Annotated in this window: 23 protein-coding genes and 1 riboswitch; of the genes, 5 read left to right on the top strand and 18 right to left on the bottom strand. The window is 74.3% G+C overall.

Annotated features, from left to right (window positions below):
- Positions 1-102 precede the first annotated feature (102 nt).
- The 12 genes from ACFSL2_RS04315 to rpe all read right to left on the bottom strand — a co-directional run bounded on the left by ACFSL2_RS04315 (position 103) and on the right by rpe (position 10,210).
- Positions 103-594 (bottom strand): PH domain-containing protein, encoded by a 492-nt coding sequence (locus ACFSL2_RS04315; RefSeq protein ID WP_377196658.1) that lies wholly within the window; start codon positions 592-594, stop codon positions 103-105.
- A 5-nt stretch (positions 595-599) separates the two neighbouring features.
- Positions 600-1,463: an ATP phosphoribosyltransferase gene (gene hisG / locus ACFSL2_RS04310; RefSeq protein ID WP_377196657.1), complete on the bottom strand. Its 864-nt coding sequence runs from the start codon at positions 1,461-1,463 to the stop codon at positions 600-602.
- A gap of 91 nt (positions 1,464-1,554) precedes the next feature.
- Positions 1,555-1,818: a phosphoribosyl-ATP diphosphatase gene (locus ACFSL2_RS04305; protein WP_377196656.1), complete on the bottom strand. Its 264-nt coding sequence runs from the start codon at positions 1,816-1,818 to the stop codon at positions 1,555-1,557.
- 65 nt (positions 1,819-1,883) lie between these two features.
- Complete coding sequence (locus ACFSL2_RS04300) at positions 1,884-2,558, bottom strand: hypothetical protein (protein ID WP_377196655.1); 675 nt, start codon at positions 2,556-2,558, stop codon at positions 1,884-1,886.
- 145 nt (positions 2,559-2,703) lie between these two features.
- Positions 2,704-3,183 carry a 6,7-dimethyl-8-ribityllumazine synthase gene (ribH, locus tag ACFSL2_RS04295; RefSeq protein WP_377196654.1) on the bottom strand — a complete coding sequence of 160 codons (480 nt, stop codon included), beginning with the start codon at positions 3,181-3,183 and terminating at the stop codon, positions 2,704-2,706.
- Positions 3,180-4,601, bottom strand: coding sequence for a GTP cyclohydrolase II (gene ribA, locus ACFSL2_RS04290; protein WP_377196653.1), 1,422 nt, complete (start codon positions 4,599-4,601; stop codon positions 3,180-3,182). Before ribA ends, ribH begins: the two co-directional genes overlap by 4 nt.
- A complete protein-coding gene (locus ACFSL2_RS04285) occupies positions 4,598-5,239 on the bottom strand; it encodes a riboflavin synthase (RefSeq protein WP_377196652.1) in 642 nt (213 codons plus the stop codon). Before ACFSL2_RS04285 ends, ribA begins: the two co-directional genes overlap by 4 nt.
- Positions 5,239-6,417 (bottom strand): bifunctional diaminohydroxyphosphoribosylaminopyrimidine deaminase/5-amino-6-(5-phosphoribosylamino)uracil reductase RibD, encoded by a 1,179-nt coding sequence (gene ribD, locus ACFSL2_RS04280; RefSeq protein ID WP_377196651.1) that lies wholly within the window; start codon positions 6,415-6,417, stop codon positions 5,239-5,241. Before ribD ends, ACFSL2_RS04285 begins: the two co-directional genes overlap by 1 nt.
- Before the next feature lie 116 nt (positions 6,418-6,533).
- Positions 6,534-6,668: riboswitch (FMN riboswitch) on the bottom strand.
- Positions 6,669-6,726: 58 nt separating this feature from the next.
- The gene (locus ACFSL2_RS04275; RefSeq protein WP_377196650.1) at positions 6,727-7,386 is read right to left on the bottom strand and encodes a DUF2306 domain-containing protein; all 660 of its coding nucleotides are present in this window, start codon (positions 7,384-7,386) and stop codon (positions 6,727-6,729) included.
- A 77-nt stretch (positions 7,387-7,463) separates the two neighbouring features.
- Complete coding sequence (locus tag ACFSL2_RS04270) at positions 7,464-8,183, bottom strand: response regulator (protein ID WP_377196649.1); 720 nt, start codon at positions 8,181-8,183, stop codon at positions 7,464-7,466.
- Positions 8,180-9,367, bottom strand: coding sequence for a sensor histidine kinase (locus tag ACFSL2_RS04265; protein WP_377196648.1), 1,188 nt, complete (start codon positions 9,365-9,367; stop codon positions 8,180-8,182). The genes ACFSL2_RS04270 and ACFSL2_RS04265 overlap by 4 nt, the downstream gene beginning before the upstream one ends.
- Before the next feature lie 180 nt (positions 9,368-9,547).
- On the bottom strand, positions 9,548-10,210 hold the full coding sequence (rpe, locus tag ACFSL2_RS04260; protein ID WP_377196647.1) for a ribulose-phosphate 3-epimerase: 663 nt from the start codon (positions 10,208-10,210) through the stop codon (positions 9,548-9,550).
- A 66-nt stretch (positions 10,211-10,276) separates the two neighbouring features.
- Between rpe and ACFSL2_RS04255 the strand changes: the two genes are divergently transcribed.
- Together ACFSL2_RS04255 and ACFSL2_RS04250 are read left to right on the top strand one after the other, a co-directional pair.
- Positions 10,277-10,705, top strand: coding sequence for a DUF1761 domain-containing protein (locus ACFSL2_RS04255; RefSeq protein ID WP_377196646.1), 429 nt, complete (start codon positions 10,277-10,279; stop codon positions 10,703-10,705).
- A gap of 90 nt (positions 10,706-10,795) precedes the next feature.
- Entirely contained in the window at positions 10,796-11,347 is a 552-nt protein-coding gene (locus ACFSL2_RS04250; RefSeq protein WP_377196645.1) for a DUF421 domain-containing protein, read from the top strand.
- A 27-nt stretch (positions 11,348-11,374) separates the two neighbouring features.
- On the opposite strand, the gene ACFSL2_RS04245 is transcribed toward ACFSL2_RS04250, so the two are convergent.
- The gene (locus tag ACFSL2_RS04245; protein WP_377196644.1) at positions 11,375-12,214 is read right to left on the bottom strand and encodes an alpha/beta fold hydrolase; all 840 of its coding nucleotides are present in this window, start codon (positions 12,212-12,214) and stop codon (positions 11,375-11,377) included.
- A 70-nt stretch (positions 12,215-12,284) separates the two neighbouring features.
- Here ACFSL2_RS04245 and ACFSL2_RS04240 point away from each other — a divergent pair, with 70 nt between their 5' ends.
- On the top strand, positions 12,285-13,280 hold the full coding sequence (locus tag ACFSL2_RS04240; protein ID WP_377196643.1) for a GlxA family transcriptional regulator: 996 nt from the start codon (positions 12,285-12,287) through the stop codon (positions 13,278-13,280).
- A 205-nt stretch (positions 13,281-13,485) separates the two neighbouring features.
- Entirely contained in the window at positions 13,486-14,382 is an 897-nt protein-coding gene (locus ACFSL2_RS04235) for a DUF3592 domain-containing protein (RefSeq protein ID WP_377196642.1), read from the top strand.
- 31 nt (positions 14,383-14,413) lie between these two features.
- Here ACFSL2_RS04235 and ACFSL2_RS04230 read toward each other — a convergent pair whose 3' ends face one another.
- Both ACFSL2_RS04230 and fmt read right to left on the bottom strand, forming a co-directional pair.
- Positions 14,414-15,979 carry an RsmB/NOP family class I SAM-dependent RNA methyltransferase gene (locus tag ACFSL2_RS04230; RefSeq protein ID WP_377196641.1) on the bottom strand — a complete coding sequence of 522 codons (1,566 nt, stop codon included), beginning with the start codon at positions 15,977-15,979 and terminating at the stop codon, positions 14,414-14,416.
- Positions 15,976-16,944, bottom strand: coding sequence for a methionyl-tRNA formyltransferase (gene fmt, locus ACFSL2_RS04225; RefSeq protein WP_377196640.1), 969 nt, complete (start codon positions 16,942-16,944; stop codon positions 15,976-15,978). Before fmt ends, ACFSL2_RS04230 begins: the two co-directional genes overlap by 4 nt.
- Positions 16,945-17,071: 127 nt before the next feature.
- Here fmt and ACFSL2_RS04220 point away from each other — a divergent pair, with 127 nt between their 5' ends.
- Positions 17,072-17,800 (top strand): hypothetical protein, encoded by a 729-nt coding sequence (locus tag ACFSL2_RS04220; RefSeq protein ID WP_377196639.1) that lies wholly within the window; start codon positions 17,072-17,074, stop codon positions 17,798-17,800.
- Positions 17,801-17,815: 15 nt separating this feature from the next.
- On the opposite strand, the gene ACFSL2_RS04215 is transcribed toward ACFSL2_RS04220, so the two are convergent.
- From ACFSL2_RS04215 to metK, 3 genes are read right to left on the bottom strand one after another with little or no spacing between them, the layout of a single operon-like run.
- Positions 17,816-18,466, bottom strand: coding sequence for an HAD family hydrolase (locus tag ACFSL2_RS04215; protein ID WP_377196638.1), 651 nt, complete (start codon positions 18,464-18,466; stop codon positions 17,816-17,818).
- Positions 18,463-20,760, bottom strand: a complete 2,298-nt coding sequence (locus ACFSL2_RS04210) for a primosomal protein N' (RefSeq protein WP_377196637.1) — start codon at positions 20,758-20,760, stop codon at positions 18,463-18,465. Before ACFSL2_RS04210 ends, ACFSL2_RS04215 begins: the two co-directional genes overlap by 4 nt.
- A 52-nt stretch (positions 20,761-20,812) precedes the next feature.
- A complete protein-coding gene (gene metK / locus ACFSL2_RS04205) occupies positions 20,813-22,003 on the bottom strand; it encodes a methionine adenosyltransferase (RefSeq protein ID WP_377196636.1) in 1,191 nt (396 codons plus the stop codon).
- Between the last annotated feature and the right edge of the window lie 9 nt (positions 22,004-22,012).

Raw genomic sequence — 22,012 nt, 5'->3', positions numbered from 1 at the left:
CGCCCGACGAGCGGTCGTACGACGACGGCGGTCGAGCTCACCGAGACCTGGTCTCGGTGAGCTCGACCGCCGTTCTTGCTGTCCGGGGCAGGAGCCGCGAGGCTACGTCTGGCCGGGCTCGCGCGGGTCGGGCTCGCTGGCCTCGCCCAGCTCCTCGATGAGCGCCACCAGGCGGCGGGCCTCCGCCATACCGTGCTCGCCGTCGGCGCGCTGGATGCCCATGACGGCCAGCACGTCGCCGTCGGCCAGGTCGAGGTGCACCCACGGGTCGTTCGGGCCGAACCGCACGGTGACGATCTCGGCCCAGTCCAGCCGGCGGCTCGTGGCGTAGTTCACCACGGTGAGGCCGGACGGGTCGGGCACGGCACGCACCGCACCGAACCGCCAGGCGATGACGGCGGCCACCAGTCCGAACACGATCATCGCCACCCGGTTCGGGGTGTCCGCGGTGTTGGCCGCCAGGGCGACGAACGTGCAGCCCCCGGCGACGAGCAGCGCCAGCCCGTACGCCGTGGGCGTGCCGAAGCGGCCCCGGAAGGTGCGGAAGCGGCCCCGGCCGGAACCGGAGGCGGCGCTGCCTGTCTCCCCGCCCATGAGGCCTACAGCCGAGAGGCGTGGATCGACGTCACGATGATGGCGCGCGCACCGATGTCGTACAGCGCGTCCATGATCTGGTTGGTCTCGCTGCGCGGCACCATGACGCGTACCGCACAGGCGTCGCTGTGGTGCTGCGCCGAGACCGTCGGCGATTCCTTGCCCGGCGTGATCGCCACCGCGCGCTCGAGCCGACCCGCGGACACCACGTAGTCCATGAGCACGTACTCCCGGGCCGTGATCACGCCCTCCAGCCGCCGCGTCAGGATGTGCAGGCCCGCCGGCTCCTCGGCGTCGGCCTGCCGGATCAGCACGGCCTCCGAGCGCAGGATGGGGTCGCCGAAGACCTCGAGGCCCGCGGCCCGCAGCGTGGTTCCGGTCTCCACGACGTCGGCGATCACGTCCGCGACGCCGAGCCGCACGCTCGACTCGACGGCGCCGTCCAGGTGCACGATCGCGGCAGCCTCGATGCCCTGCTTGGCCAGGTGCTGGGCCACGAGCGTGGTGTACGACGACGCCACGCGCCGCCCCGCGATCTGGCTCACCTCGGTCACCGGGTCGGTCGCGCCCGGACCGGCGGGCGCCGCGAACCGGAACGTGGACCGGGCGAACCCGAGACCGAGGTGCTCGACCGCCTCAGCGCCGGAGTCGAGCATCAGGTCACGACCGGTGATCCCGACGTCGACGGTTCCGGTACCCACGTAGACCGCGACGTCGCGCGGACGCAGGAAGAAGAACTCGACGTCGTTCTCGGGGTCGGCGAGCACGAGCTCGCGGGTGTCGCGGCGCTGGCGGTAGCCCGCCTCGCGCAGCATCTCGGAGGCGGGGCCGGACAGGGCACCCTTGTTGGGGACGGCGATGCGCAGCATGTGGTGATTCCTCTCTGGGGTACGTCGGATCCGTGGAACCCGGTTCTCTCGGCTCTCCGACCACGGGGTGGGCGGTCGGGCCGAGGCCGGGTCACAGATGCGTGTACACGTCCTCGAGGGTCAGGCCCTTGGCGACCATCAGTACCTGCAGGTGGTAGAGGAGCTGGGAGATCTCCTCCGCGGTCTCGCCGTCCGACTGGTACTCGGCGGCCATCCACACCTCGGCGGCCTCCTCCACGACCTTCTTGCCGATCGCATGGACGCCGGCATCCAGCTGGGCCACGGTCCCGGAGCCCGCCGGACGGGTCTCGGCCTTCTCGGTCAGCTCGGCGAACAGGGTCTCGAAGGTCTTCACGGGCCCAGCCTAGTCGGGCATCGGGGGCACTACCCGCCGCCGTCCCACGTACTGGCCATGTCCGGCTATGGCACGGGCCACTTTGCCGGCAGCGTGCCGCCGGGCGCCGGCGGCACGACGCCCTGGTACGGCGTGATCAGGGAGGGGTCCTCCACCCCCTCCGGAGCCTCGTCGCCCCACGCACCCGACAGCATGACGATCACGGCACCGTCCTCGCCCGCGAGGCCCGTCGCCGGGTCGAGCGGGTCGCCCTCCGGATAGGCGCCACCGTCGGTGCACGTCTCCGGCGTGGACACGACCGGCACCCGGTCCCCTGCCGACACCGGCAGCTCGGGCGGTGGCTCCCCGCCGTCCCGCGGGGGTTCCGGGCGCTCCAGCACCTGCTCGACCTCGACCACCCAGCGGTTCGCGTCGACGCCGAAGAGCTCGACAGTGCCCGCACGCTCCACCACCGTCCCCAGGAGCACGGCACCGGCGTGGGCGGCCGCCTCCCGGGGCGTCCCGAAGGAGACCCAGTCGACGCACGCCACCCCCGGCGCCTCCGGCGCAACGGAGGACTCCGCGCTACCGGACGGCCCGCCCCCCGTCGGCTCGCCGTCCACCGATGCGCCCCCGCCCACCGGTCCGGCCGTCGCGCAGCCCGCGAGGCCCCCGGTCACGGCGATCGCCAGGGCGGCCGCGAACAGTCGCGACGCGGACGCCGGGCGACCCGCCGGCTGTCGAGCACGTGAGGTTCTCATACCCAGCACATGTGCCGGCGCCCTGGTTCTTGCAGGGCGCCGGGCCTTTTCTCCGGGCCGGGTTCGGTTCTCGCGGAGCTGTCCGGACGGTGCTCACCCGCTTGGCACACTATTAATGCAGGACGATACCACTATCCGGCGCGTCTCACTCCGGCACCGGCACCAGGCCGCGCAGGGTGACCGCCGTGGCGACGGCCGCCTCGGCGGCCTCGGCCCCCTTGTCCTCGTGGGAACCCTCCAGGCCGGCCCGGTCCAGCGCCTGCGCCTCGTCGTCGCACGTCAGCAGCCCGAACCCGACGGGGACGCCGGTGCGCACGCTCACGTCCGTCAGGCCCGACGTCGCGGCCGCGCACACGTACTCGAAGTGCGGCGTCCCGCCCCGGATCACCACCCCCAGGGCGACCACGGCGTCCGCTCCCCCGGCGGCCGCGCGCGCCGCGGCGACCGGCAGCTCGAACGAACCGGGCACCCGGATCTCCGTCCAGGCCGCACCCGACTCCCCCAGTGCCCTGCGCGCCCCGGCCAGCAGGCCGTCCATCACCTGCTCGTGCCAGCTCGCCGCGACCACGACGACCCGCAGGCCGGTCCCGTCCACGGTCACCTTCGGTGCTCCAGCGCCGCTCATGCGCATGCTCCTTCGTCCTCGTTCATGGTCAGGTCGTTCGAAACGGCCGACCCGGTCGGTCCGGGCGGCTCGGTCACGTCCGGCGTCGCGATGCGGTGGCCCATGACCGTGCGCTTGGTCTCCAGGTAGCGGTGGTTGTGCACGCCGCGGCCCACCACCAGGGCGCGCCGGCCGACGACCGCCGTGCCCGCCGCGCGCAGACCCGACACCTTCTCCGGGTTGTTCGTCAGCAGGGTCACGCCGTCGATCCCGAGGTCGGCCAGCATCGCCGCCGCAGCGCCGTACTCGCGCGCGTCCACCGGCAGCCCCAGGTCCACGTTCGCCTCGACCGTGTCCCGGCCGCCGTCCTGCAGCGCGTACGCCTGGATCTTCGCCGCGAGGCCGATGCCCCGGCCCTCGTGACCGCGCAGGTACACCACGGCGCCGCCCTCGGCGGCCACGGCCGCCAGCGACGCCTCCAGCTGCGGGCCGCAGTCACAGCGCAGCGATCCCAGGGCGTCCCCGGTCAGGCACTCGGAGTGCACCCGCACCAGGGACCCGCGGCCTGCGCTCCCGCCCCGCGGTCCCGACGGGACCACCGGGATCAGCGCCAGGTGCTCCGCGCCCGAACGCAGGTCGCGGTACGCCACGACCCGGAAGTCTCCGTGCCGGGTCGGCAACGACGCCTCCGCCACCCGGTGCACCCGTGAGACCGGGGCGCCGGATCCCACATCGCCGGGGCCCGCACCGTCGACCGTCGGCCCGGGGTCGTGCGCCCGGCGCCACGCCACCAGGTCGGCGACCGTCAGCACCACGAGACCGGCCTCCGCGGCCAGCACCCGCGCGTCGGACAGGCGCAGCACGGCACCGTCGTCCCGCACGAGCTCGGCGATCGCGCCCACCTCACCCAGGACCTGACCGGGACCGCCCGCGAGCCGCACCAGGTCCACCGCGGCCTCGGTGTGCCCCGCACGCTCCAGCACACCGCCCGGCCGGGCGCGCAGGGGCAGCACGTGCCCCGGACGGATCAGGTCCCGCGCGCCCGACGCCGGGTCGCCCAGCACTCGCAGGGTCCGAGCCCGGTCGGCGCCGGAGATCCCCGTGGTCACACCGACCGCGGCGTCCACCGACACCGTGTAGGCCGTGGCCCTGGGGTCCTCGCTCCGCTCCACCATCAGGGGCAGCTCCAGCGCGTCCGCGCGGTGCGCGGGCATGGGTGCGCACAGGTACCCGGACGAGTGCCGCACCGTCCAGCCCACCCACTCGGCCGTCGCCGTGCTCGCCGCGAGCACCACGTCCACCTCGTTCTCCCGGCCCGCGTCGTCGGCGACCAGGACCGGCCGGCCCGCGGCGAGCTCGGCGAGAGCCTGCTCGACGAGGCCGGTGCCCGGCGCGGCCGCCGGCGCTGCCAGCGCGTGCACCGTGCCGCCCGCGCTCATCGTGCGACCTCCGCGGCCGGCACCGCACCGGACACCGCGCCCACCGCCAGCAACCGCTCGACGTACTTCGCGAGCACGTCCACCTCGACGTTGACCGGGTCGCCCGGCGTGAGCCGGCCGAGCGTCGTGGCGGCGAGCGTCGTCGGGATGAGCGACACGCCGAAACCGTCGTCCGACACCCAGGTCACGGTGAGCGAGACCCCCGAGAGGGCCACCGAGCCCTTCTCCGCGACGTACCGGGTCAGTGCGGCGGGTGCGGCGAGCTCGAGGTCGTCCCAGCGCGGGCCGGGCGTACGTGCCCGCAGCGTCGCGACGCCGTCGACGTGCCCCTGGACCACGTGTCCGCCCAGCCGGCCGTCGGCGGGCAGGGCCCGCTCCAGGTTGACCGGCGCACCCGGGCGGAGGCCGCCGAGCGAGCTGCGCCGCAATGTCTCCGGCATCACCTCGGCCACGAAGGTGCCGTCCGTCACCGAGGTGACCGTGAGGCACACCCCGTCGACGGCGATCGAGTCGCCCGGGCGGGCGTCGGACGCGGCGAGCGGGCCCGCGACGGTCAGCAGGGCGTCGGAGCCGTCACCACCGCCGGGCCGGGCGAGCGCGACGACGGAGCCGAGCTCCTCGATGATTCCGGTGAACATCAGATCTCCTCCTGGGTGGGCCGGCCGGGCCGGCCGTTCTGGCGTGGCTGGGCGCTCCGGGCGTCCGGTGACGGCCCCGGGTCGGACCCCGGGGCAAGGTTCTGGGTGGGCTCCGCGCGGCGCGCGACCAGCAGCACGTCGTCGCCGAGCCGCGTCACGTCGCGCGTGGCGAAGCGCGCGGCGGCGCCGATCGTGCTGATGCCGAGGTCCCCGACGACCGTCGCCCCCGCGCCCAGCAGCACGGGTGCGACGTAGGCGTGGATCTCGTCGACGGCGTCGGCGGCCAGCAGCGCGGTCGCCAGCGTGGGGCCGCCCTCCACGAGCAGGTGGCGCACCTCGCGTTCCGCGAGCCGCGCGAGTGCGGTGTCGACGTCGTGCTCGGGCAGGTGCAGCAACGCGCCCCCGGTCCCGCGCAGGCGGGCGTCGTCGGGCACCCCGCGGCGGCCGAGCACCACTCGGAGCGGCTGGTGCTCGAAGAGGCCGCCGTCGAGGGTGCGTGCCGTAAGCGACGGGTCGTCGGCCAGGGCGGTCCCCGTGCCGACCGCTATCGCGTCGACCTGCGCACGGACCGTGTGGGCGTGGGCGCGCGCCTGCGGGCCGGTGATCCAGCGGCTCGTCCCGTCCGCCGCGGCGACCCGGCCGTCGAGGCTGGTCGCGAGCTTCAGGGTCACGTAGGGCCGGCCGGTCCGGACCGCGTGCAGCCACGGTCGCAGCAGCTCCTGGCCCTCGTCCGCGAGGATCCCGGTGGACACGTCGATCCCCGCCGCACGCAACCGGGCCACGCCGCCCGTCGCGAGCGGGTTCGGGTCGCGGACCGCCAGGTGCACGGCGGTGACGCCGGCGTCGATCAGGGCGTCGGCGCACGGCCCGGTCCGGCCGTGATGGGCGCACGGCTCGAGCGTCACCACCGCCGTCGTCCCGCGGGGGTCGACACCGCGGGAACGGGCGGCGGCCAGCGCCGCCGCCTCGGCGTGCGGTGTGCCCGCGCCCCGGTGGAACCCCTCGGCGACGGTGCGACCGTCCGGGTCCAGGAGCACGCAGCCGACGCGCGGGTTCGGGCCGTGTGCGGGGCCCTGCGCGGCCAGCAGGAGTGCGCGGCGCATCGCGGCCTCGACGGCGGTGGGTACGGCGCGCACCGGCGCGTACCCCGCGGCGCTGCCTTGCGGTGCCTCAGTCATGCTGTCCTCCCCGAGCTTCGGCGCTCGGGGTGGACGACGGGTACGCGGACGGGGCCGTCCGGCCCTGCCCGCGCGCACGACGTCACGGCGTGGCCGCCCCAGGGGACGGCGGCGCCGCACGTGCTTCCTCCCATCCGGACTTTCACCGTCGGTCCTGGAGTTCCACCAGATCAACCGGCCCTCCTCACGGAGGACGCGGGTCGCGGACTGTCACCGCCGGCTCGGAATTGCACCGACCCCGGAGCACGTGTGTGCGTACTGCTGCTTGCCAGCATGCCACAACTCGGCAGGCCACCGGCATGGTGTGCGTCACACGCGCGCGGGCACCCGGCGACGGCGGATCACCCACTCGGCGACCGCCGCGTTGATCACCCATGCGGCGGTCATGAGCACCGTGACCGGCACCGGCGCGGGCGCGTCGACGAGGAGCATGTACGGCCCCAGCAGCAGCGCCTGGGTGCCGGCCCCCATGGCCAGCGCGTACGCCCGCATCATCCAGGCCGGGTGTGCCACGAGGTCGCGGCGCAGCGCCGCCCGCACCCCCAGGACCAGGGACACCGCCATCACCACGCCGACCACGTAGCGCACCCCGTTGACGACCACCGTGTCCTTGTCCGGCAGGTCGTAGAACGCGGTCATCCAGAGACCGGTCAGCGCCACGCCGAGCCCGGTGACGGCGACGACCCGGCCGGCCAGCCGGTGCCAGCCGTTCCGCCGCAGCCGGGGCACGAACTGGAACGCACCCAGCACGCCGTACAGGGTCGCGCACACGATGTGCACCAGGACCGGCACGGGCTGCGTCACGAACCGCGCGTTCTCGGCGGTGAGGACGGGATCCGACGCCAGCTCGGTGACGCGCGCCGCGCCACCGAGCGACGGGATGATGGTCAGCAGGAGCAGCCCGGCGGGCACCAGCCACTCGCTACGTCCGGTCCGGGCCCGCGGGGTTCTCGCCTTGGTCGTCGTCATGCGTAGAGCCTGCGTGGCCGGGTACCCGCCCGTCATCGGCCGGGCGGCCGGTTCCCGGCCTGGCCGAAAGGACGACGTCAGCGGCGGCCCGGCCGCACGCGCCCGGTGTCGTACGCCCAGAGGGCCATCTCGACCCGGTTGCGCGCGCCCACCTTGGCCATCAGGTTCGCCACGTGCGACTTGACCGTGCTGAGCGTCACGTACAGCTCGTGCGCGATCTCGGTGTTGGTCCGCCCGCGGGCGACCGCCAGGAGCACCTCCTCCTCGCGCGCCGTCAGTGGATCGAGCGGCTGCGCCGGCACGGCCGTCGGTCCCGCGTCGGCGAACGCGCTGAGCAGGCGGGTCGTGATGCTCGGCGCGATGAGGGCGTCACCCCGCGCGGCGGCACGCACCGCCTGGGCCAGGAGCGCGGGCCCCGCGTCCTTGAGCAGGAAGCCGCGGGCCCCCGCCCGCAGGGCCGCGTACACGTACTCGTCGAGATCGAACGTGGTGATCACGACCACGGCGAGGGGCTCCGCGACGTCGGGCCCGGCCAGCAGCCGGGTCGCCTGGATGCCGTCCAGGCCGGGCATCCGGATGTCGAGCAGGCAGACGTCGGGGCGGAGCCGCTGCGCGAGCTCGATGGCGTCGGCGCCGTCCGCCGCCTCGCCGACCACCTCGATACCGTCCTGGGCCCCGAGAATCATGCTGAGCCCCGTACGCACGATCTCCTGGTCGTCCGCGACCAGCACCCGGATGTGCTCCGCCGCGTGCTCCCAGCCGGCGCCCCGGCCCTCTGGGCCACCCCCGGGCCTCATGCGGGCGGGTTCGCGGACGCAGTGCGCTCCGGCCCGCGTCCGGCCGACAGCGGGAGCTCCGCCTCGACGGTCCAACCGCCCGGTGCGGCCGGCCCGGCGGCGAGCGTGCCGCCCAGCAGCGCGGCGCGCTCGCGCATCCCGGCCAGCCCGTACCCGGCACGTGCCGGCCGGGCGGCCTGCGGGGCACCGTCGTCGGACACGCGGAGCCGGACGGCCGTCGCGCCGACCTCGACCAGGACGGTGATCCCGGTGGCGCCGCGGGCATGGCGGCGGGCGTTCGTGACCGACTCCTGCGCGATGCGCCGCACCGCGCCGCCGACGGCGGCCGGGACGCGGGACGGGTCTCCCGTCAGGTCCACCTCGACGGGCGGGAAGGAGGGGTCGGCGAGCTCCTCGACGTCGGCCAGGACCGGCCCGGGGGCGAGGTCGGGCGGCTCATCCGCGTCCGGCCCGCCGCCACGTAGCTCGTCCGAGCGGAGGCCGCGCACCAGGGTGCGCATCTCGGCCAGCGCGCGGGAGGCCTGCTCCTCGATCACGCGCAGCGCGTCCGTGGCGGCGTCCGGGTCGGTCCGGGACATCGCGAGCCCTGCCTGCGCCCGCACGGCGACGGCCGAGACGTGGTGCCCGACGACGTCGTGCAGGTCCCGGGCCAGCCGTTCCCGCTCCAGCAGCACCATCTGCTCGCGCTCCCGCCGGCGAGCACCGGCGCGGTAGCGCACGGCGAGGCCGATCGAGAACGCCGCACCGTAGAACAGGACAGCGCCGCCCGCGTCCGCGAGCGTCCCGGCCGCGAGCACCGTCCGGAGGCCCACGATCGCGAGGGCCGCGGCGCCGCCCAGCACCATGGCGCGGCCGCTCCCCCACCGGGCCAGCGCGTACGGCAGGGCGAGCGTGAACGCGTAGCTGACGAGGTCCACGTCGCGGCCCAGGAGCACGCTCGGCACCGTGGTGACGGCGAGCCCGACCGCGAGCATCTGTGCCGGGTACGTACGGCGCCACAGCAGAGTCGGCGTGAGGAGCACGACGACGGCCGCTTGCAGCCAACGTCCGGGCACGTCCGGGCGCAGCGCTCCCTCGAGCATCGCCGCGGTGACCACGGCGGCGACGAACACGCCGTCGCGCCAGACCCACGCGGGCGGGACGGCGGGACGTGGCTCGTCCCAGACCGCGCGGATGGTGGACACGGCCACATGCTACGAGGGCGGGGTGGCCGGCGGATCAGGCGAAAGTACGAGGTGGGCCCTCGGCATCGGGGCGGTTGGCGCGGTGTCTGCTGGACGGTGTGGGGCGGAAGGCCCGCTTGGCACACTTTTTATCGTGTTCTCCGCACGGCGGACGCGGGCGTGCCGAAGCGAGCGGTCGCGTCAGTGGGCGTGCCGGGACGCCAGCTCGCGCAGCGTCGCGATCTCGGCGGGGACGTCCTCGGCCCCGTACACCGCCGAGCCCGCGACGAAGACGTTCGCGCCGGCGTCGGCCGCCCGCTCGATGGTGTCGCGGGAGACTCCCCCGTCGACCTGGATCCAGACGTCCAGCCCGGACTCGCTGACGGCCTCGCGTGCGCGCCGGATCTTGGGCAGCGTCCCCTCGATGAACGACTGTCCACCGAACCCGGGCTCTACCGTCATCACCAGGATCATGTCGATCTCGGTGAGCAGGTCCAGGTACGGCTCCACCGGCGTCGCCGGGCGCAGCGCGACGCCGGCCCGCGCCCCCAGCTTCCGCAGCTCCCGGGCCAGGCGCACCGGCGCCTGCGCCGCCTCGGCGTGGAAGGTGACCGACGCCGCCCCGGCCTCGGCGAACGCGGGTGCCCACCGGTCCGGGTTCTCGATCATGAGGTGCGCGTCGAGCGGGATCGGCGACACCTTCGCGAGGCGCTCGAAGATCGGCAGTCCCAGCGTCAGGTTCGGCACGAAGTGGTTGTCCATGACGTCGACGTGCGCGTAGTCGGCATCGGCGATCCGGCCGAGGTCGCGCTCCAGGTTCGCGAAGTCGGCGGACAGGATGCTCGGGGCGATGAGGGCTGCCATGATGCCAGCGTAGAGCGCAATTCATCGCGGTTGCGAACGAGCAGTCCCCACAGACCGGGAGCACGGATGATCCCCGAGGTGAACTACTGGGCAGTCATCGTCGCCACGGTGTCGACGGTGGTCGTGGGCGCCGTCTGGTACACGCCCAAGGTGTTCGGCGGCCGCTGGACCGAGCTGACGAGGGTCGGCCCGAAGTCTCCGAACCAGCCGACCGTCTGGCCGTCCGTCGTGGCGGTCCTGGGTGGCTTCGTGACCGCGTGGGTGCTCGCCGGCGCCGCCTACATCTCGTGGGAGTTCTACGAGGGCACCTTCCTCATGGCCGCGATCGTCACCGCCGTCCTGCTCTGGATCGGGTTCACCGTCGCGCGCTTCGCCGTGCACGACGCCTTCGAGGGTCGCCCGGCCGCGCTCACCATCCTCAACCTGGGGCACGAGCTGGTCACGATCCTGGTCATCGCCGTGATCATCGGAGTGTGGCCGCCGGCGGGCGTCTGACGGCGCTGCGGGCCGGCTCGCAGGTCTGCACCGGCCTGTGACGACGGACAGCGTCACCCCGCCGGGCCCCGGTACGTGACAATCGCCCGCGTGGAAGAACTTCTCGGAATCACGCCGCTCGAGGCCGCCGCCGTCGCCATCGCCACGGCCGGGATGTACGGGGCGCTCGTCGTGCTGGTCCGCCTGCTGGGCCAGCGCATGCTCGCCGGGCTGTCGACGTTCGACCTCGCGGCCATCATCGGCATCGGTTCCGTCCTCGGGCGTGCGGCGCTCGGCGAGGCCCCCCGGCTGGTCGGCGGTCTCGTCGCGCTGGCCACCTTGGCCGCCTGCCAGGCCGCCGTGGGGCTCGTGCGTACCCGCGGATGGGGCGCCCGTGCGGTCACCACACGCCCCATGCTCCTCATGGCGGGCGAGACCGTGCTGACGCGCAACCTCCGACGCTGCCACGTCGTGCCGAGCGAGCTCGCCGCGAAGCTCCGCCAGGCCGGCATCCGCCATCCCCGGGAGGTCGCGATCGCGGTGCTGGAACCCTCCGGGACGATCAGCGTGCTGCGCACCGGTGAGCTGATCGATCCGTTGCTGCTCGCCGGGGTCGACGGCGCCCGGCTCGTCCCGCAGGAGCTGCTCGCCCCTCAGCCCTGAACAGGACTTTCTGTGCCGCCGCCCGCTCTACGCCAGGAAGAACTCGGCCAGCGCCCGGCCGATCCGTTCGGGGGCGTTCTCTGTAGGGATGTGGCCCGCATCCGGGATGCGGAGGAGCGTGGTGTGCGGGATCTCCGCGGCGAACCGTTCGGCGTACTCCACCTTCTGGAAGGCGTCGTCCTCGCCCCAGACGAGCAGCTTGGGCGTCGTGGACCGCTGCAGCGCGGGAGTCAGCTCAAGGGTGTAGCGACTGTCGGCCGCGCCCGCCAGGGCCATCCAGGAGCGGCGGACCCGCGCGTCGGTCCACGGGTCCAGGTACTCCGCGACGAGCGGCTCGGTGGCGGCACCGGCCAGCGCACCTGTCACGGTGTGCCGGCGAGCGTCGAGAATCTCGGCGCCGGTGGTCGCGGCGACGACCTCGGGGTCCCGGAACCGGGCCACGCTGGGCACCGGCCAGGAGTCGTACGTGACCGAGTTGACCAGGGCGAACCGCGAAACCTCCAGCAGCTCGTGGACGAGGAGGCGCTGCGCGATGGCGCCGCCGATGTCATGTCCGGCCAGCGCGATCGGCCCGGAGACCCCGAGCGCGGACACGAACCGGGTCACCCAGCCGGCGAGGGCCGGCACGGTGGCCGTCTCCGGGGTGAGCTCTCCGCCTGAGCGGCCCAGTCCGGGGAGGTCGACGGCGATGGGACGGAACCCCGCCTCGGCGAGCCGGCCCAGCACCGGGAGCCAGACCCGGCTCCAGTACGTCCCGTGCAGCAGGAGGACGGGCGGGCCGTCCCGCTCGACGGTCAGGTAGCTGGCGGCCTCGCCGTCGACCTGGACGCTTTTCCTCAGCATCTTCGTCTCCGTGGTTTCGCTCATGGGACCACCGTGGCCGGGACGGACGGCGCAGCCCAGTGTCAAGAAAGACATCCTTGGGTATCTTTCTGCCATGGAGCTGCGTCGAACCAACCTGCCTCAGCCGGACCTGCACCGAGTGAACCTGCACCGAGTGGTCGCCCTCCTCAACGAGCCGCAGTCACCCTTCGAGCTCTCCTGCGCCGCCGAGGTCTTCGACACCGCCCTGCCGGGTGTCCCCGGTCGCTACAGCTTCCGGATCTGCGCCGAGCGCCCCGGTGCGCTGCGGACCACGATCGGCTACTCGGTGCTGGTCGACGCCGGGCTGGAAGCCCTGCAGGAAGCGGACACCGTGGTCGTCCCCGGCTGGCAGCCGCCCGGGGACCCTGCGGCGCCGGCCGTCATCGAGGCGCTGCAGGCGGCCCACCGGCACGGAGCACGGATCGTCGCCATCTGTACCGGAGCGTTCGTCCTCGCACAGGCCGGACTGCTCGACGGCCGCCGTGCCACCACCCACTGGCGTAACGCGGCCCGGCTCGCCGCGAGCTTTCCAGAGGTCCAGGTGGACGAGGACGTGCTCTATGTCGACCATGGCGACGTGGCGACCAGTGCCGGGTCCGGCGCCGGGATCGACCTGTGCCTGCATCTCGTTCGATCCGACCACGGGGCGGCCTACGCTGCCCAGGTCGCCCGGAACATGGTCCTGCCGCCGCACCGGGAGGGCAGCCAGCTCCAGTACGCCACCCAGCCGGCGCCGGCCAGGGCGGACGGGTCGCTGGCGCCGCTGCTCGAGTGGGCGGCGTCCCGCCTCGACACCCCACTGACCCTCGACCGGCTCGCCGAGCGTGCTGGGCTGTCCAGCCGAACGCTCGCCCGCCGGTTCACCGAACAGCTCGGCACCAGCCCCGGACACTGGCTGCTCGGCCAGCGGCTCGACGCGGCACGGGCTCTCCTGGAGCAGACCGACCTGCCGGTCGAAGCCATCGCCACCCGAGTCGGTCTCACGTCGGCGGTCAACCTGCGGCGCCGGTTCCGGGCGTACCTCGGCACCACGCCCGGCGCCTACCGACGGACCTTCAGCGAGGTCTGATGCCCTGAGCCGTGCGGAGGCCACCCTCGCCACGACCGGCAACTTGCTCGCCGTGCTGGGTGCGCTGGCGCCCGGCGGAGACGAGTGCCGGGGGCTGGTCCGACGCCGGTACGGGGCACTAACCTCCCTGTGTGACCGATCAGCGGGACAGGCCATAGTGCGAATCGGCACAGGGCAGATCAGAAGATCCAGTGCCAAAGGCCTCGTGCTCACGATCTGCGTGGCCGTCGTCGTCGCCGCGTTTCCCGCCTACGCCACGTTCGAGCACATCCAAGATCGGCTGATCCTCGCGGACCGTGGGGTGCAGGTCAACGCATGGGTGGTCGACTACGACCACGTGCGCAGGGGCTGGGACACGGTGGTGGTCCGACCGGACGAGCCACCGTACTTCGAGGCGACACTCAACCGCTGGCCGGGCGACATCGCGTTCAACAGTCGGATCGACGTCGTGTACGACGCCCGCGACCCGGGTCGGATCGTCGCCGTCGACGAGCCGCTGATCGACAGCCAGGTTCTGGTCTTCGCCGGCCTCGACCTGTTCGCCCTCCTCATGCTGTTCCGTGGGCTCGTCGCGATCTGCGAGCTCTTCCGGCGGCGCGCACGGGCGCGGCGGCCGGAAGGCGTGGTCCTGCAGGATGACCCTCCTGCAGGACCACGTCCACATCTCCTTTCCGGGTGGCAGACGTCCCAGATCGTCCTCCTGCTGGTCATCGCACCCGTTCTCGGCACCGCGATCTCCGGCCTGCTCGCCGCGAGCGCCATCAGCGAGGCGGCAGCGCTGCGAACGTCCGGCGTCTCCGAACGGGCGGTTGTCGTGAAGAGCATCTGGGAAGGCGCGGGCAGGCTCGACGTCCGGTTCCCGATCCAGGACGGCACGAGGCGTAGTGCAGAGGTCACGGTGCGGGGTGGCGGGTACTACGAGGGCGACACCGTCGAGGTGGTCTACGAGCCGGCCGACCCGGCCAACGCTCGGTTGACCGGACCGGACAGCGGAGACTATCCGCCGTGGGTCCATGCCGGCGTCTCCATCGCATTCTCGGCGACAGCGGCCGTGACCGTCCCGACCGCCATCGGCGCGCTCGGACGTCGGCGGCCGCGGTGACCCGACGTCAGCACTGTGACTTGGCTCGGAGTCACACGGTGCGCCGCAGCAGCGTCAGGTGCATCGCGTCCGTCCCGTGCACGTGCGGCCACAGCTGCACGTCGTCACGGTCCGACAGCGGGATGTCGTCGCCCCCACCGGCCCGGACGACGGACCGCACGGTGGCCGCCGTGTCGAGCCGCTCGACGTCGTCGCGCTTCTTCAGGACGTCGGAGACCACGAGCTGCGTCTCCGCGAGGTGCGGGGAGCACGTCACGTACGCCACCACTCCCCCGGGCCGCACGGCGTCCAGCGCCGAGGCGAGCAGCTCGCGCTGCAGCGTGGTGAGCGCGGCGAGGTCCGCCGGCGTCCGCCGCCACCGGCTCTCCGGCCGACGGCGCAGCGCGCCCAGCCCGGTGCACGGCGCGTCGACCAGCACGCGGTCGTACGCACCCGGCTCGTCGGCGCCGACCTCGCGCCCGTCCCCGGTCCGGACCTCCTCGACCACGCCGTCGGGCAGCGCGGCGAGGGTCTTCTCCACCAGGCGGGCGCGGTGCGGCGCCACCTCGTTGGCGACCAGCGTCGCGCCGCGCTGTCCGGCCAGCGCCGCCAGCAGGGCTGCCTTGCCGCCAGGACCGGCGCACAGGTCCAGCCAGCGCTCGTCCCGACCGTCGACCGGTGTGTCGGCGAGGGCGAGGGTCACGAGCTGTGAGCCCTCGTCCTGCACGCCGGCGAGGCCCTCGCGGACCGCGGGGATGCCCGACGGGTCCGAGCCCTCCAGGCGCAGCGCGGTGAGCGCCCAGCGGCCCGCGACCAGGTCGACGTCGCCCCAGGCGGCCTCGTCGGCGACGTCGACCAGACCCGGCCGTGCCACCAGCGTGACGCGGGGCGACGCGTTGTCCGCGGCCAGCAGGTCACCGATCTCGCCGACGTCGCGGCCGTTGCCGGCCAGCGCCTCGCGCAGGGCGCGGGCGATCCACATCGGGTGGGACTCGGTCGCCGCGAGGCCGGACAGGGCGTCGGGCGCCTCCCCGGTGAGCACGGCGAGCCACTCGTCGAGCGACCGCTGTGATACACGGCGCAGCACGGCGTTCACCATCTGCGCCGGCCCGGCGCCCACGCGGTTGCGCGCGAGACCCACCGTCTCGGAGACCGCCGCGTGCACGGGCACCCGCATGCCGAGCACCTGGTGGGCGCCGAGGCGCAGCACGTCGAGCAGCGCCGGATCGAGCCCGGGCAGGGGGCGGTCCACGCAGGTCGCCAGGATCGCGTCGTACCGGCCGCGCAGGCGCAGCGTGCCGTAGGTGAGCTCGGTGGCGAAACCAGCGTCCCGCCCGCGGATGTGCCGCTCGCGTAGCAGCGGGGGCAGCACGAGGTTCGCGTACGCGTCCGACTCGTCGACCTCGCGCAGCACGTCGAAGGCGGCCATCCGGGCCGGGTCGGTGCGCTTACGACGCTCCGACGGCGCCTGCGACGTGCGCGAGCGGTCGCCACCCCGGGACCGGGACGCGGAACGCTGCCGCCCCGCGGCGTTGCGCCGGCCGTCGTCGAAGCCGCCGTCCCGGCCTCCCTCCTCGTGCGAACCGCCGTTGCCGCGGTCGCCCTCGTAGCCGCTCATGCGGAGACCTCCGTCGCACCCGTCGTGGAGCCGCCGAGCACGAGGCCCGCCTCGACCAGCGGACGCCCTGCGCCGCGCGCCCAGTCGGGTGCGGGCATCGCCTTCTTCCCGACGGGTCGCACGTCCCCGAGCGCGACGGCGTGCGTGGCCGTCCCGACCAGCACCTCGTGCTTCAGGGCGCGCACCTCGCCGGGCCGCAGGTCGGTGACCTCCTGGCGCACCGCGACGGGACCGAGGCCCAGCCGGGAGCCGTCCGGCAGCACCGTCCACGCGCCGGGCGCGGGCGTACACCCCCGTACCAGCCGGTCGACCGCGAGCGCCGGTGCGGTCCAGGCGACGCGGGCGTCGTCGGTGGTGAGCTTGGGGGCGACGGAGACGCCGTCGGTGGGCTGTGGCTGGGGCTGGAGGGTGCCGTCGTCCAGGGCGTCGAGGGTGGCGACGAGGAGCTCGGCGCCGGAGACGGCGAGGCGGCCGAGGAGGTCGCCGGACGTGTCGGTGGGGCGGATGGTCTCGGTGGCGGTGCCGAGCACGGGGCCGGTGTCCATGCCCTCGTCGAGCAGGAAGGTGGTGGCGCCCGTGACCTCGTCGCCGGCGATCACGGCGCGCTGCACGGGGGCGGCGCCGCGCCAGGCGGGCAGCACGGAGAAGTGCAGGTTGATCCAGCCGAGGCGGGGTACGTCCAGCACCGCGGGTCGCAGGATGTGCCCGTAGGCGACGACGGGGGCTGCGTCGATCTCAAGCTCGCGCAGGCGGGCGATGAACTCGTCGCCGCGGGGGACGTCCGTGATGACGGGGATCCCGGCCTCCTCGGCGCGGGCGCGCACGGGGCTCGGCGTGAGCTTGCGGCCGCGGCCCGACGGCGCGTCGGCGCGGGTCAGGACGGCCACGACCTCGTGGCGCGAGCCGATCAGAGCCTCCAGCGAGGCGACGGCGGGTTCGGGGGTTCCTGCGAAGAGAAGACGCACCAGGTCAGTCTAAGTTCGGCACACCGCACGCGGGTTCTCGGGCGGCGCGCAAGGGCCGTGGTCCTCGGCACAGAGACGCTGTAGCAGCGCTGTCAGCGGCTGGCAGTGCGTACCCGGTCGGAGGACCATGATGCGTCGGACCGTGCTCGTCCCACAGGTGCTCGTCCCACCGGTGCTCGTGCTGCTCGCCGGTGGCCTGCTGGCGGGGTGCGCCGCCGATCCGGGGAGCGCTGGTGGCTGCGGCACCGGTGCCGGGGACCGTGCGGGCGAGGCCGGCTTCGCCGAGGTGCTCGCCCTGTCCGCGCCGACCGCGGACTACGCCTGGTACCCGGAGACGGTGACCGCTGCACTGCCGTCGGTCACGTACACCGGTGAAGGGGTTGGGGACGGGCATGGTTCCGAGCTGGCCGCCGTCGGCCGGTTCACCGGCTGGGAGCCCGGCGAACCGGACCACCCGGCCCGCGCGATGATCGACCTGACGTTCGCCGTCGACGAGGTGGTCGACGCGCTGGGCGACCTCACCATGCTCGAGGGTGCCACCGTCACGGTGCACGTCGGCGTCGACGGCTGTGCGGACGTCGACCGGGTGGCCGAGGAGCTCCTCGGGCTGGACGACCTGGTCCTGTTCCTGGACCACGTGGGTCCGGAGCCCTGGCCGCCGCCGGAGTGGGTCATCGGGTTCGACGGCGCCTTCCTGGGCGACGTGCACGGCGACGGCGCGATCACCTGGCCCGTCGCGGACGCTATAGCGGCGAACAACGCCGCCGACCACCATCCGGAGACCGACGCCGGCACGCTCGAGGATCTCCGGGCGGCGGCCGCGGAGGAACGCACCGTGGAGCTCTGCACGGACTGATGCCCGGCAGCCCTGCTACTCCGCGACGGGAAGCCCCAGGGCGCGCAGGTCCGTGCGGAGGGCCGCGGTGGTCGTGAACACCACGCCGTGGAAGCCGACCCCGCGCGCCGCGTCCACGTTCACGTCCTTGTCGTCGATGAACACGGCGCGGGCCGGGTCCACGCGGAACCGTTCGGCGACGAGCTCGAAGATGCGGCGGTCCGGCTTGGCCATGCCCTCGCGGCCGGACACGATGACGTCCTCCATCAGCCCGATCGCCGGCGCGGCGGGCTCGGCGCTGTGGAACGTCTCGGCCTGCCAGTTCGTCAGCCCGTACAGCCGCAGCCCGAGACCCTTGAGCTCGGCCACCAGCTCCGCCGACCCGTCGATCGGCCCGGTCAGCGAGAGCTCGTAGTGCTCCACGTACCGGCGCAGGTCGTCGACCAGGTCGGGGCGCGTGCGCTCCACGCGCTCGAGCAGCACGGCGTAGGGCGTGCCGGCGTCGGCGGCGTGGTTGATCGAGCCGAAGTCCACGGCCTCGAAGAACGCCTCGACCTCGGCCCGCGGCCGGCCCTCGTAGGGACCGAACGGGTCCCAGCCGACCAGCACGTTGCCGAAGTCGTACACGACGGTGTCGATCGCCGGACCGTCCGTCGGGGCGGGCGGGGTCACGGGGCTGGTCGTCAAAGCATCTCCTTGGGGTCGAGCTGGACACGGACGGTGCCGCCCTCGCGACGCGCGGAGCGGACGGCAAGACTCGCCTTGAGCCTACGTGCCAGCTCGTCGCCCTGGGCAAGGGGTACGCGCAGCACCGTGCGTACGGGCAGGTCCAGGGCCTGTGCCGCGGCTCTGCCCGCGCCGCCTCCTCGGCCGCCCGACGGCGCTCCGGCGCCCCGGCCGGCCGGTCCGCGACCCGTGGCGTCGAGGTCGACCTCGACCGGTCCGAGCACACCCGAACCGGTCCCCGGGTCCTCGCGCAGCCCGACGCGCGCGACGACGGCGTCGACCGCGGTCCGGTCCCCGGTGACGGCGGCGACCCGGACCGCGGGCGGCAGGTGCAGCTCGGCCCGCTCGTCCAGCTCACGCGCCGCGAAGCCCGCGGGGTCCCAGCGCACCAGGGCCTGGGTGGGTCCCGGTGCGCCGTCGCCCACGAGCAGCACCTGTCCGTGCGGCCCGGGACGCACCAGGGACGCGGCCGCCAGCCAGCGGTGGAGCGCCTCCGTGCCGGCGGCGAGGCCCGTGCCGCCCGTCATCACGGCGGCGTCGAGCAGGAGCGCCGTGGTGTACCCGGACTCGGCGACCGGCTCGGCACCGGGCGTCGCGACGACGAGCGCCGGCGTGGCCGGGACCGCGTCGAGCACCCCGCCCGGGGCGGACGCGGACGACAGCCGCACCGGCACACCCGCGAACGCGCGCCCGAGCTCCTCGGCGGTGCGCGCGGACCCGACGCGGACCGACCGCAGGCCCGTCCAGCCGCACTCCTCGCAGTGCCAGCCGCCCGCGAGCCGCCCGCACCAGCTGCACTGCGGTGCACCGTCGGCGTGCGGCAGGCCCAGCGGACCGTGGCAGTGCCCACAGCGGGCCGCCACGCGGCACCGCGAGCACGCCACGACGGGCAGGTAGCCCGACCGTGGCACCTGCACCAGCACGGGGCCGTGCTCCAGGGCGTCCCGCGCGGCCTTCCAGGCGGCGGACGGCAGACGGGCTGCCGCGGCGGCGCCGTCCCGCGCGAGCTCCACGGACGTCAGGGCCCGCACCCGTGGTGCGCGGCCGCGCACCACGTCCCGGGGGGCCGCCAGCTCGCGCGCCCAGCCCGACGCGAGCAGCGCCTGCGCCTGCACCGTCCGTCCGGGCGAACCCAGCAGGAACGCGGCGTGCTCCCGGTCGGCGCGCAGCGCCAGTACGTCACGGGCGTGGGGGTACGGCGCGTGGGGCTCCGCCAGGGTCTCCTCGCCGTCGCCCCACAGGACCACCAGACCGAGGTGGGCGACCGGTGCGAACATCGCCGCCCGGGTGCCGACCACCACGCGTGCGGCGCCCCGCAGCACCCGCAGGAACGCCCGGTAGCGGGGTGCCGGCCCGTCGTCGGCGAGGAGCCGCACGACGTCGTCCGCGGCGATACCGGCGCCCTCGAGCGCCGTGGTCACCCGTGCCACGTCCCGGGCGTCCGGCACGACCACGAGCGCCCCGCGCCCACCGGCGGTGCACGCCCGCACGGACTGCGCGACGGCGGCGGCCCAGTGCGGCGTGTCCCGGTCCGTGCGGCCGCTACCGGCCGTGCTCCCGTCCGTACCCACGCCGGACAGCGCCGACCAGACGGCCCGCGGTGCCTCACCCGCCTGGATGCGGCGGAGGTACGCCTCTCCCCCGCGGTACGGGGCCCAGGAGGAAGACTGCGGCGGCGCGGCGGCGCCGGGCCCCGTAGGTTGCTCGGGTTGCTCGGGTTGCTCGGGCGCCGGCTCCTTCTCCACCCGCGCGTGCCGCGGCGGCAGGGCCAGGCGGAGCACGTCGGCGAGCGTGCCCGAGTACCGGTCGGCGACGGCGCGACACAGCTCCAGCACCTGCGGGGTCAGCACCTGCTCGCCGGACACCACCTTGCGCAGTGCCACGAGCCGGCCGTCGTGGTCCGACGTCTCCTGGCGCGCCACGACGTACCCGGCGACGTCCTGCCGCCCGAACCGCGCCTTGATGCGGACGCCGGGCAGGGCCTCCGGCGCCATCGCGGCCGGGACCAGATAGTCGTACGGCTGGTCGAGGTGCGCGGGCTGCAGGTCGAGCACGACCCGCGCCACCGGGAGCGTCTCGCTGATGGGGACGCCGTTGGTCTCGGCCTTGTCGAGCGGGTGCTTGCCGCGGCCACGGGCGGGCGCCGCGCCCACCTCGTCCAGCCCGAGCAGCACGCCGTCAGGCAGCTCGTCATCCGGCACGGCCTCGTCCGGCGACACCGCCTGCACCGCCTCCTCGTCCACGTCCCCGATCACGCCCCTATCCCACCACGCGCCACCGACATCCCGGGGCGCGTGCCGGCAGGCGTCAGAACAGGCTCAGCAGGTCCTCGACGCGGTCCGTGCGCTCCCAGGTGAAGTCCGGCAGGTCCCGCCCGAAGTGCCCGTAGGTCGACGTCGCACGGTAGATGGGCCGCAGGAGGGCGAGGTCGCGCACGATGGCGGCCGGGCGCAGGTCGAACACCTCGCGGATCGCGGCGGTGATCCGCTCGACCGGCACGGTCTCGGTGCCGAACGTCTCGACGTAGAGGCCCACGGGGTGCGCCTTGCCGATCGCATAGGCGACCTGCGCCTCGCAGCGCCGCGCCAGCCCGGCCGCGACCACGTTCTTGGCCACCCAGCGCATCGCGTACGCGGCCGACCGGTCCACCTTCGACGGATCCTTGCCGGAGAACGCCCCGCCGCCGTGGCGCGCCATGCCGCCGTACGTGTCGACGATGATCTTGCGGCCCGTCAGGCCGGCGTCGCCCTGTGGCCCGCCGATGACGAACTTGCCCGTCGGGTTGACGAACTGCCGCGCGCCCGACCAGTCCAGGCCCGCGGCGTCCAGCACCGGAGCGATGACGGTCTCGGCCACCTCCACGTGCAGCTTCTCCTGCTGGACGTCGGCGTCGTGCTGGGTGGAGAGCACCACCGTGTCGACCGCGACGGGGCGGTCGCCGTCGTACCCCACGGTCACCTGGGTCTTGCCGTCGGGGCGCAGGCCCAGCAGCTCACCCGACTTGCGCACGGCGGCGAGCCGCTCCGAGAGCCGGTGCGCCAGCCAGCCCGCGACGGGCATCAGGGACGGCGTCTCGTCCGACGCGTAGCCGAACATGAGCCCCTGGTCCCCCGCGCCCTGGGCGTCGAGAGGATCGAGACCGCTCGTGTCGTCCCGCATCTCGAGGGCCTTGTCGACCCCCTGCGCGATGTCGGGCGACTGCTGGCCGATCGACACGGACACACCGCACGAGTCGCCGTCGAACCCGATGGCCGACGACGTGTAGCCGATCCCGCGCACCACGTCCCGCACGATCTGCGGGATCTCGACGTACGCCTCGGTGGTGACCTCGCCGGCGACGTGCACCAGCCCGGTGGTGACCATGGTCTCGACCGCCACCCGCGACGTCGGGTCCTGCTCCAGCAGGGCGTCGAGGATGGCATCACTGATCTGATCACAGACCTTGTCCGGATGACCCTCTGTCACGGACTCGGACGTGAACAGACGCAGCTCGCTCATGCGCACCAG

This window comes from Promicromonospora aerolata, from assembly GCF_042682255.1.
In the GTDB taxonomy this organism is placed as follows: Bacteria; Actinomycetota; Actinomycetes; order Actinomycetales; family Cellulomonadaceae; genus Promicromonospora; species Promicromonospora aerolata.
The sequence above is the reverse complement of the archived record's forward strand: the minus strand, read 5'-3'. Positions and strand labels throughout refer to the sequence as shown.

Bases quoted from the DNA above. Each gene is read 5' to 3' on its own strand.
- ACFSL2_RS04315 (WP_377196658.1), bottom strand. From the start codon at position 594: ATGGGCGGGGAGACAGGCAGCGCCGCCTCCGGTTCCGGCCGGGGCCGC.
- hisG (WP_377196657.1), bottom strand. From the start codon at position 1,463: ATGCTGCGCATCGCCGTCCCCAACAAGGGTGCCCTGTCCGGCCCCGCC.
- ACFSL2_RS04300 (WP_377196655.1), bottom strand. From the start codon at position 2,558: ATGAGAACCTCACGTGCTCGACAGCCGGCGGGTCGCCCGGCGTCCGCG.
- ribH (WP_377196654.1), bottom strand. From the start codon at position 3,183: ATGAGCGGCGCTGGAGCACCGAAGGTGACCGTGGACGGGACCGGCCTG.
- ribA (WP_377196653.1), bottom strand. From the start codon at position 4,601: ATGAGCGCGGGCGGCACGGTGCACGCGCTGGCAGCGCCGGCGGCCGCG.
- ACFSL2_RS04285 (WP_377196652.1), bottom strand. From the start codon at position 5,239: ATGTTCACCGGAATCATCGAGGAGCTCGGCTCCGTCGTCGCGCTCGCC.
- ribD (WP_377196651.1), bottom strand. From the start codon at position 6,417: ATGACTGAGGCACCGCAAGGCAGCGCCGCGGGGTACGCGCCGGTGCGC.
- ACFSL2_RS04275 (WP_377196650.1), bottom strand. From the start codon at position 7,386: ATGACGACGACCAAGGCGAGAACCCCGCGGGCCCGGACCGGACGTAGC.
- ACFSL2_RS04270 (WP_377196649.1), bottom strand. From the start codon at position 8,183: ATGAGGCCCGGGGGTGGCCCAGAGGGCCGGGGCGCCGGCTGGGAGCAC.
- rpe (WP_377196647.1), bottom strand. From the start codon at position 10,210: ATGGCAGCCCTCATCGCCCCGAGCATCCTGTCCGCCGACTTCGCGAAC.
- ACFSL2_RS04255 (WP_377196646.1), top strand. From the start codon at position 10,277: ATGATCCCCGAGGTGAACTACTGGGCAGTCATCGTCGCCACGGTGTCG.
- ACFSL2_RS04245 (WP_377196644.1), bottom strand. From the start codon at position 12,214: ATGAGCGAAACCACGGAGACGAAGATGCTGAGGAAAAGCGTCCAGGTC.
- ACFSL2_RS04240 (WP_377196643.1), top strand. From the start codon at position 12,285: ATGGAGCTGCGTCGAACCAACCTGCCTCAGCCGGACCTGCACCGAGTG.
- ACFSL2_RS04230 (WP_377196641.1), bottom strand. From the start codon at position 15,979: ATGAGCGGCTACGAGGGCGACCGCGGCAACGGCGGTTCGCACGAGGAG.
- ACFSL2_RS04220 (WP_377196639.1), top strand. From the start codon at position 17,072: ATGATGCGTCGGACCGTGCTCGTCCCACAGGTGCTCGTCCCACCGGTG.
- metK (WP_377196636.1), bottom strand. From the start codon at position 22,003: ATGAGCGAGCTGCGTCTGTTCACGTCCGAGTCCGTGACAGAGGGTCAT.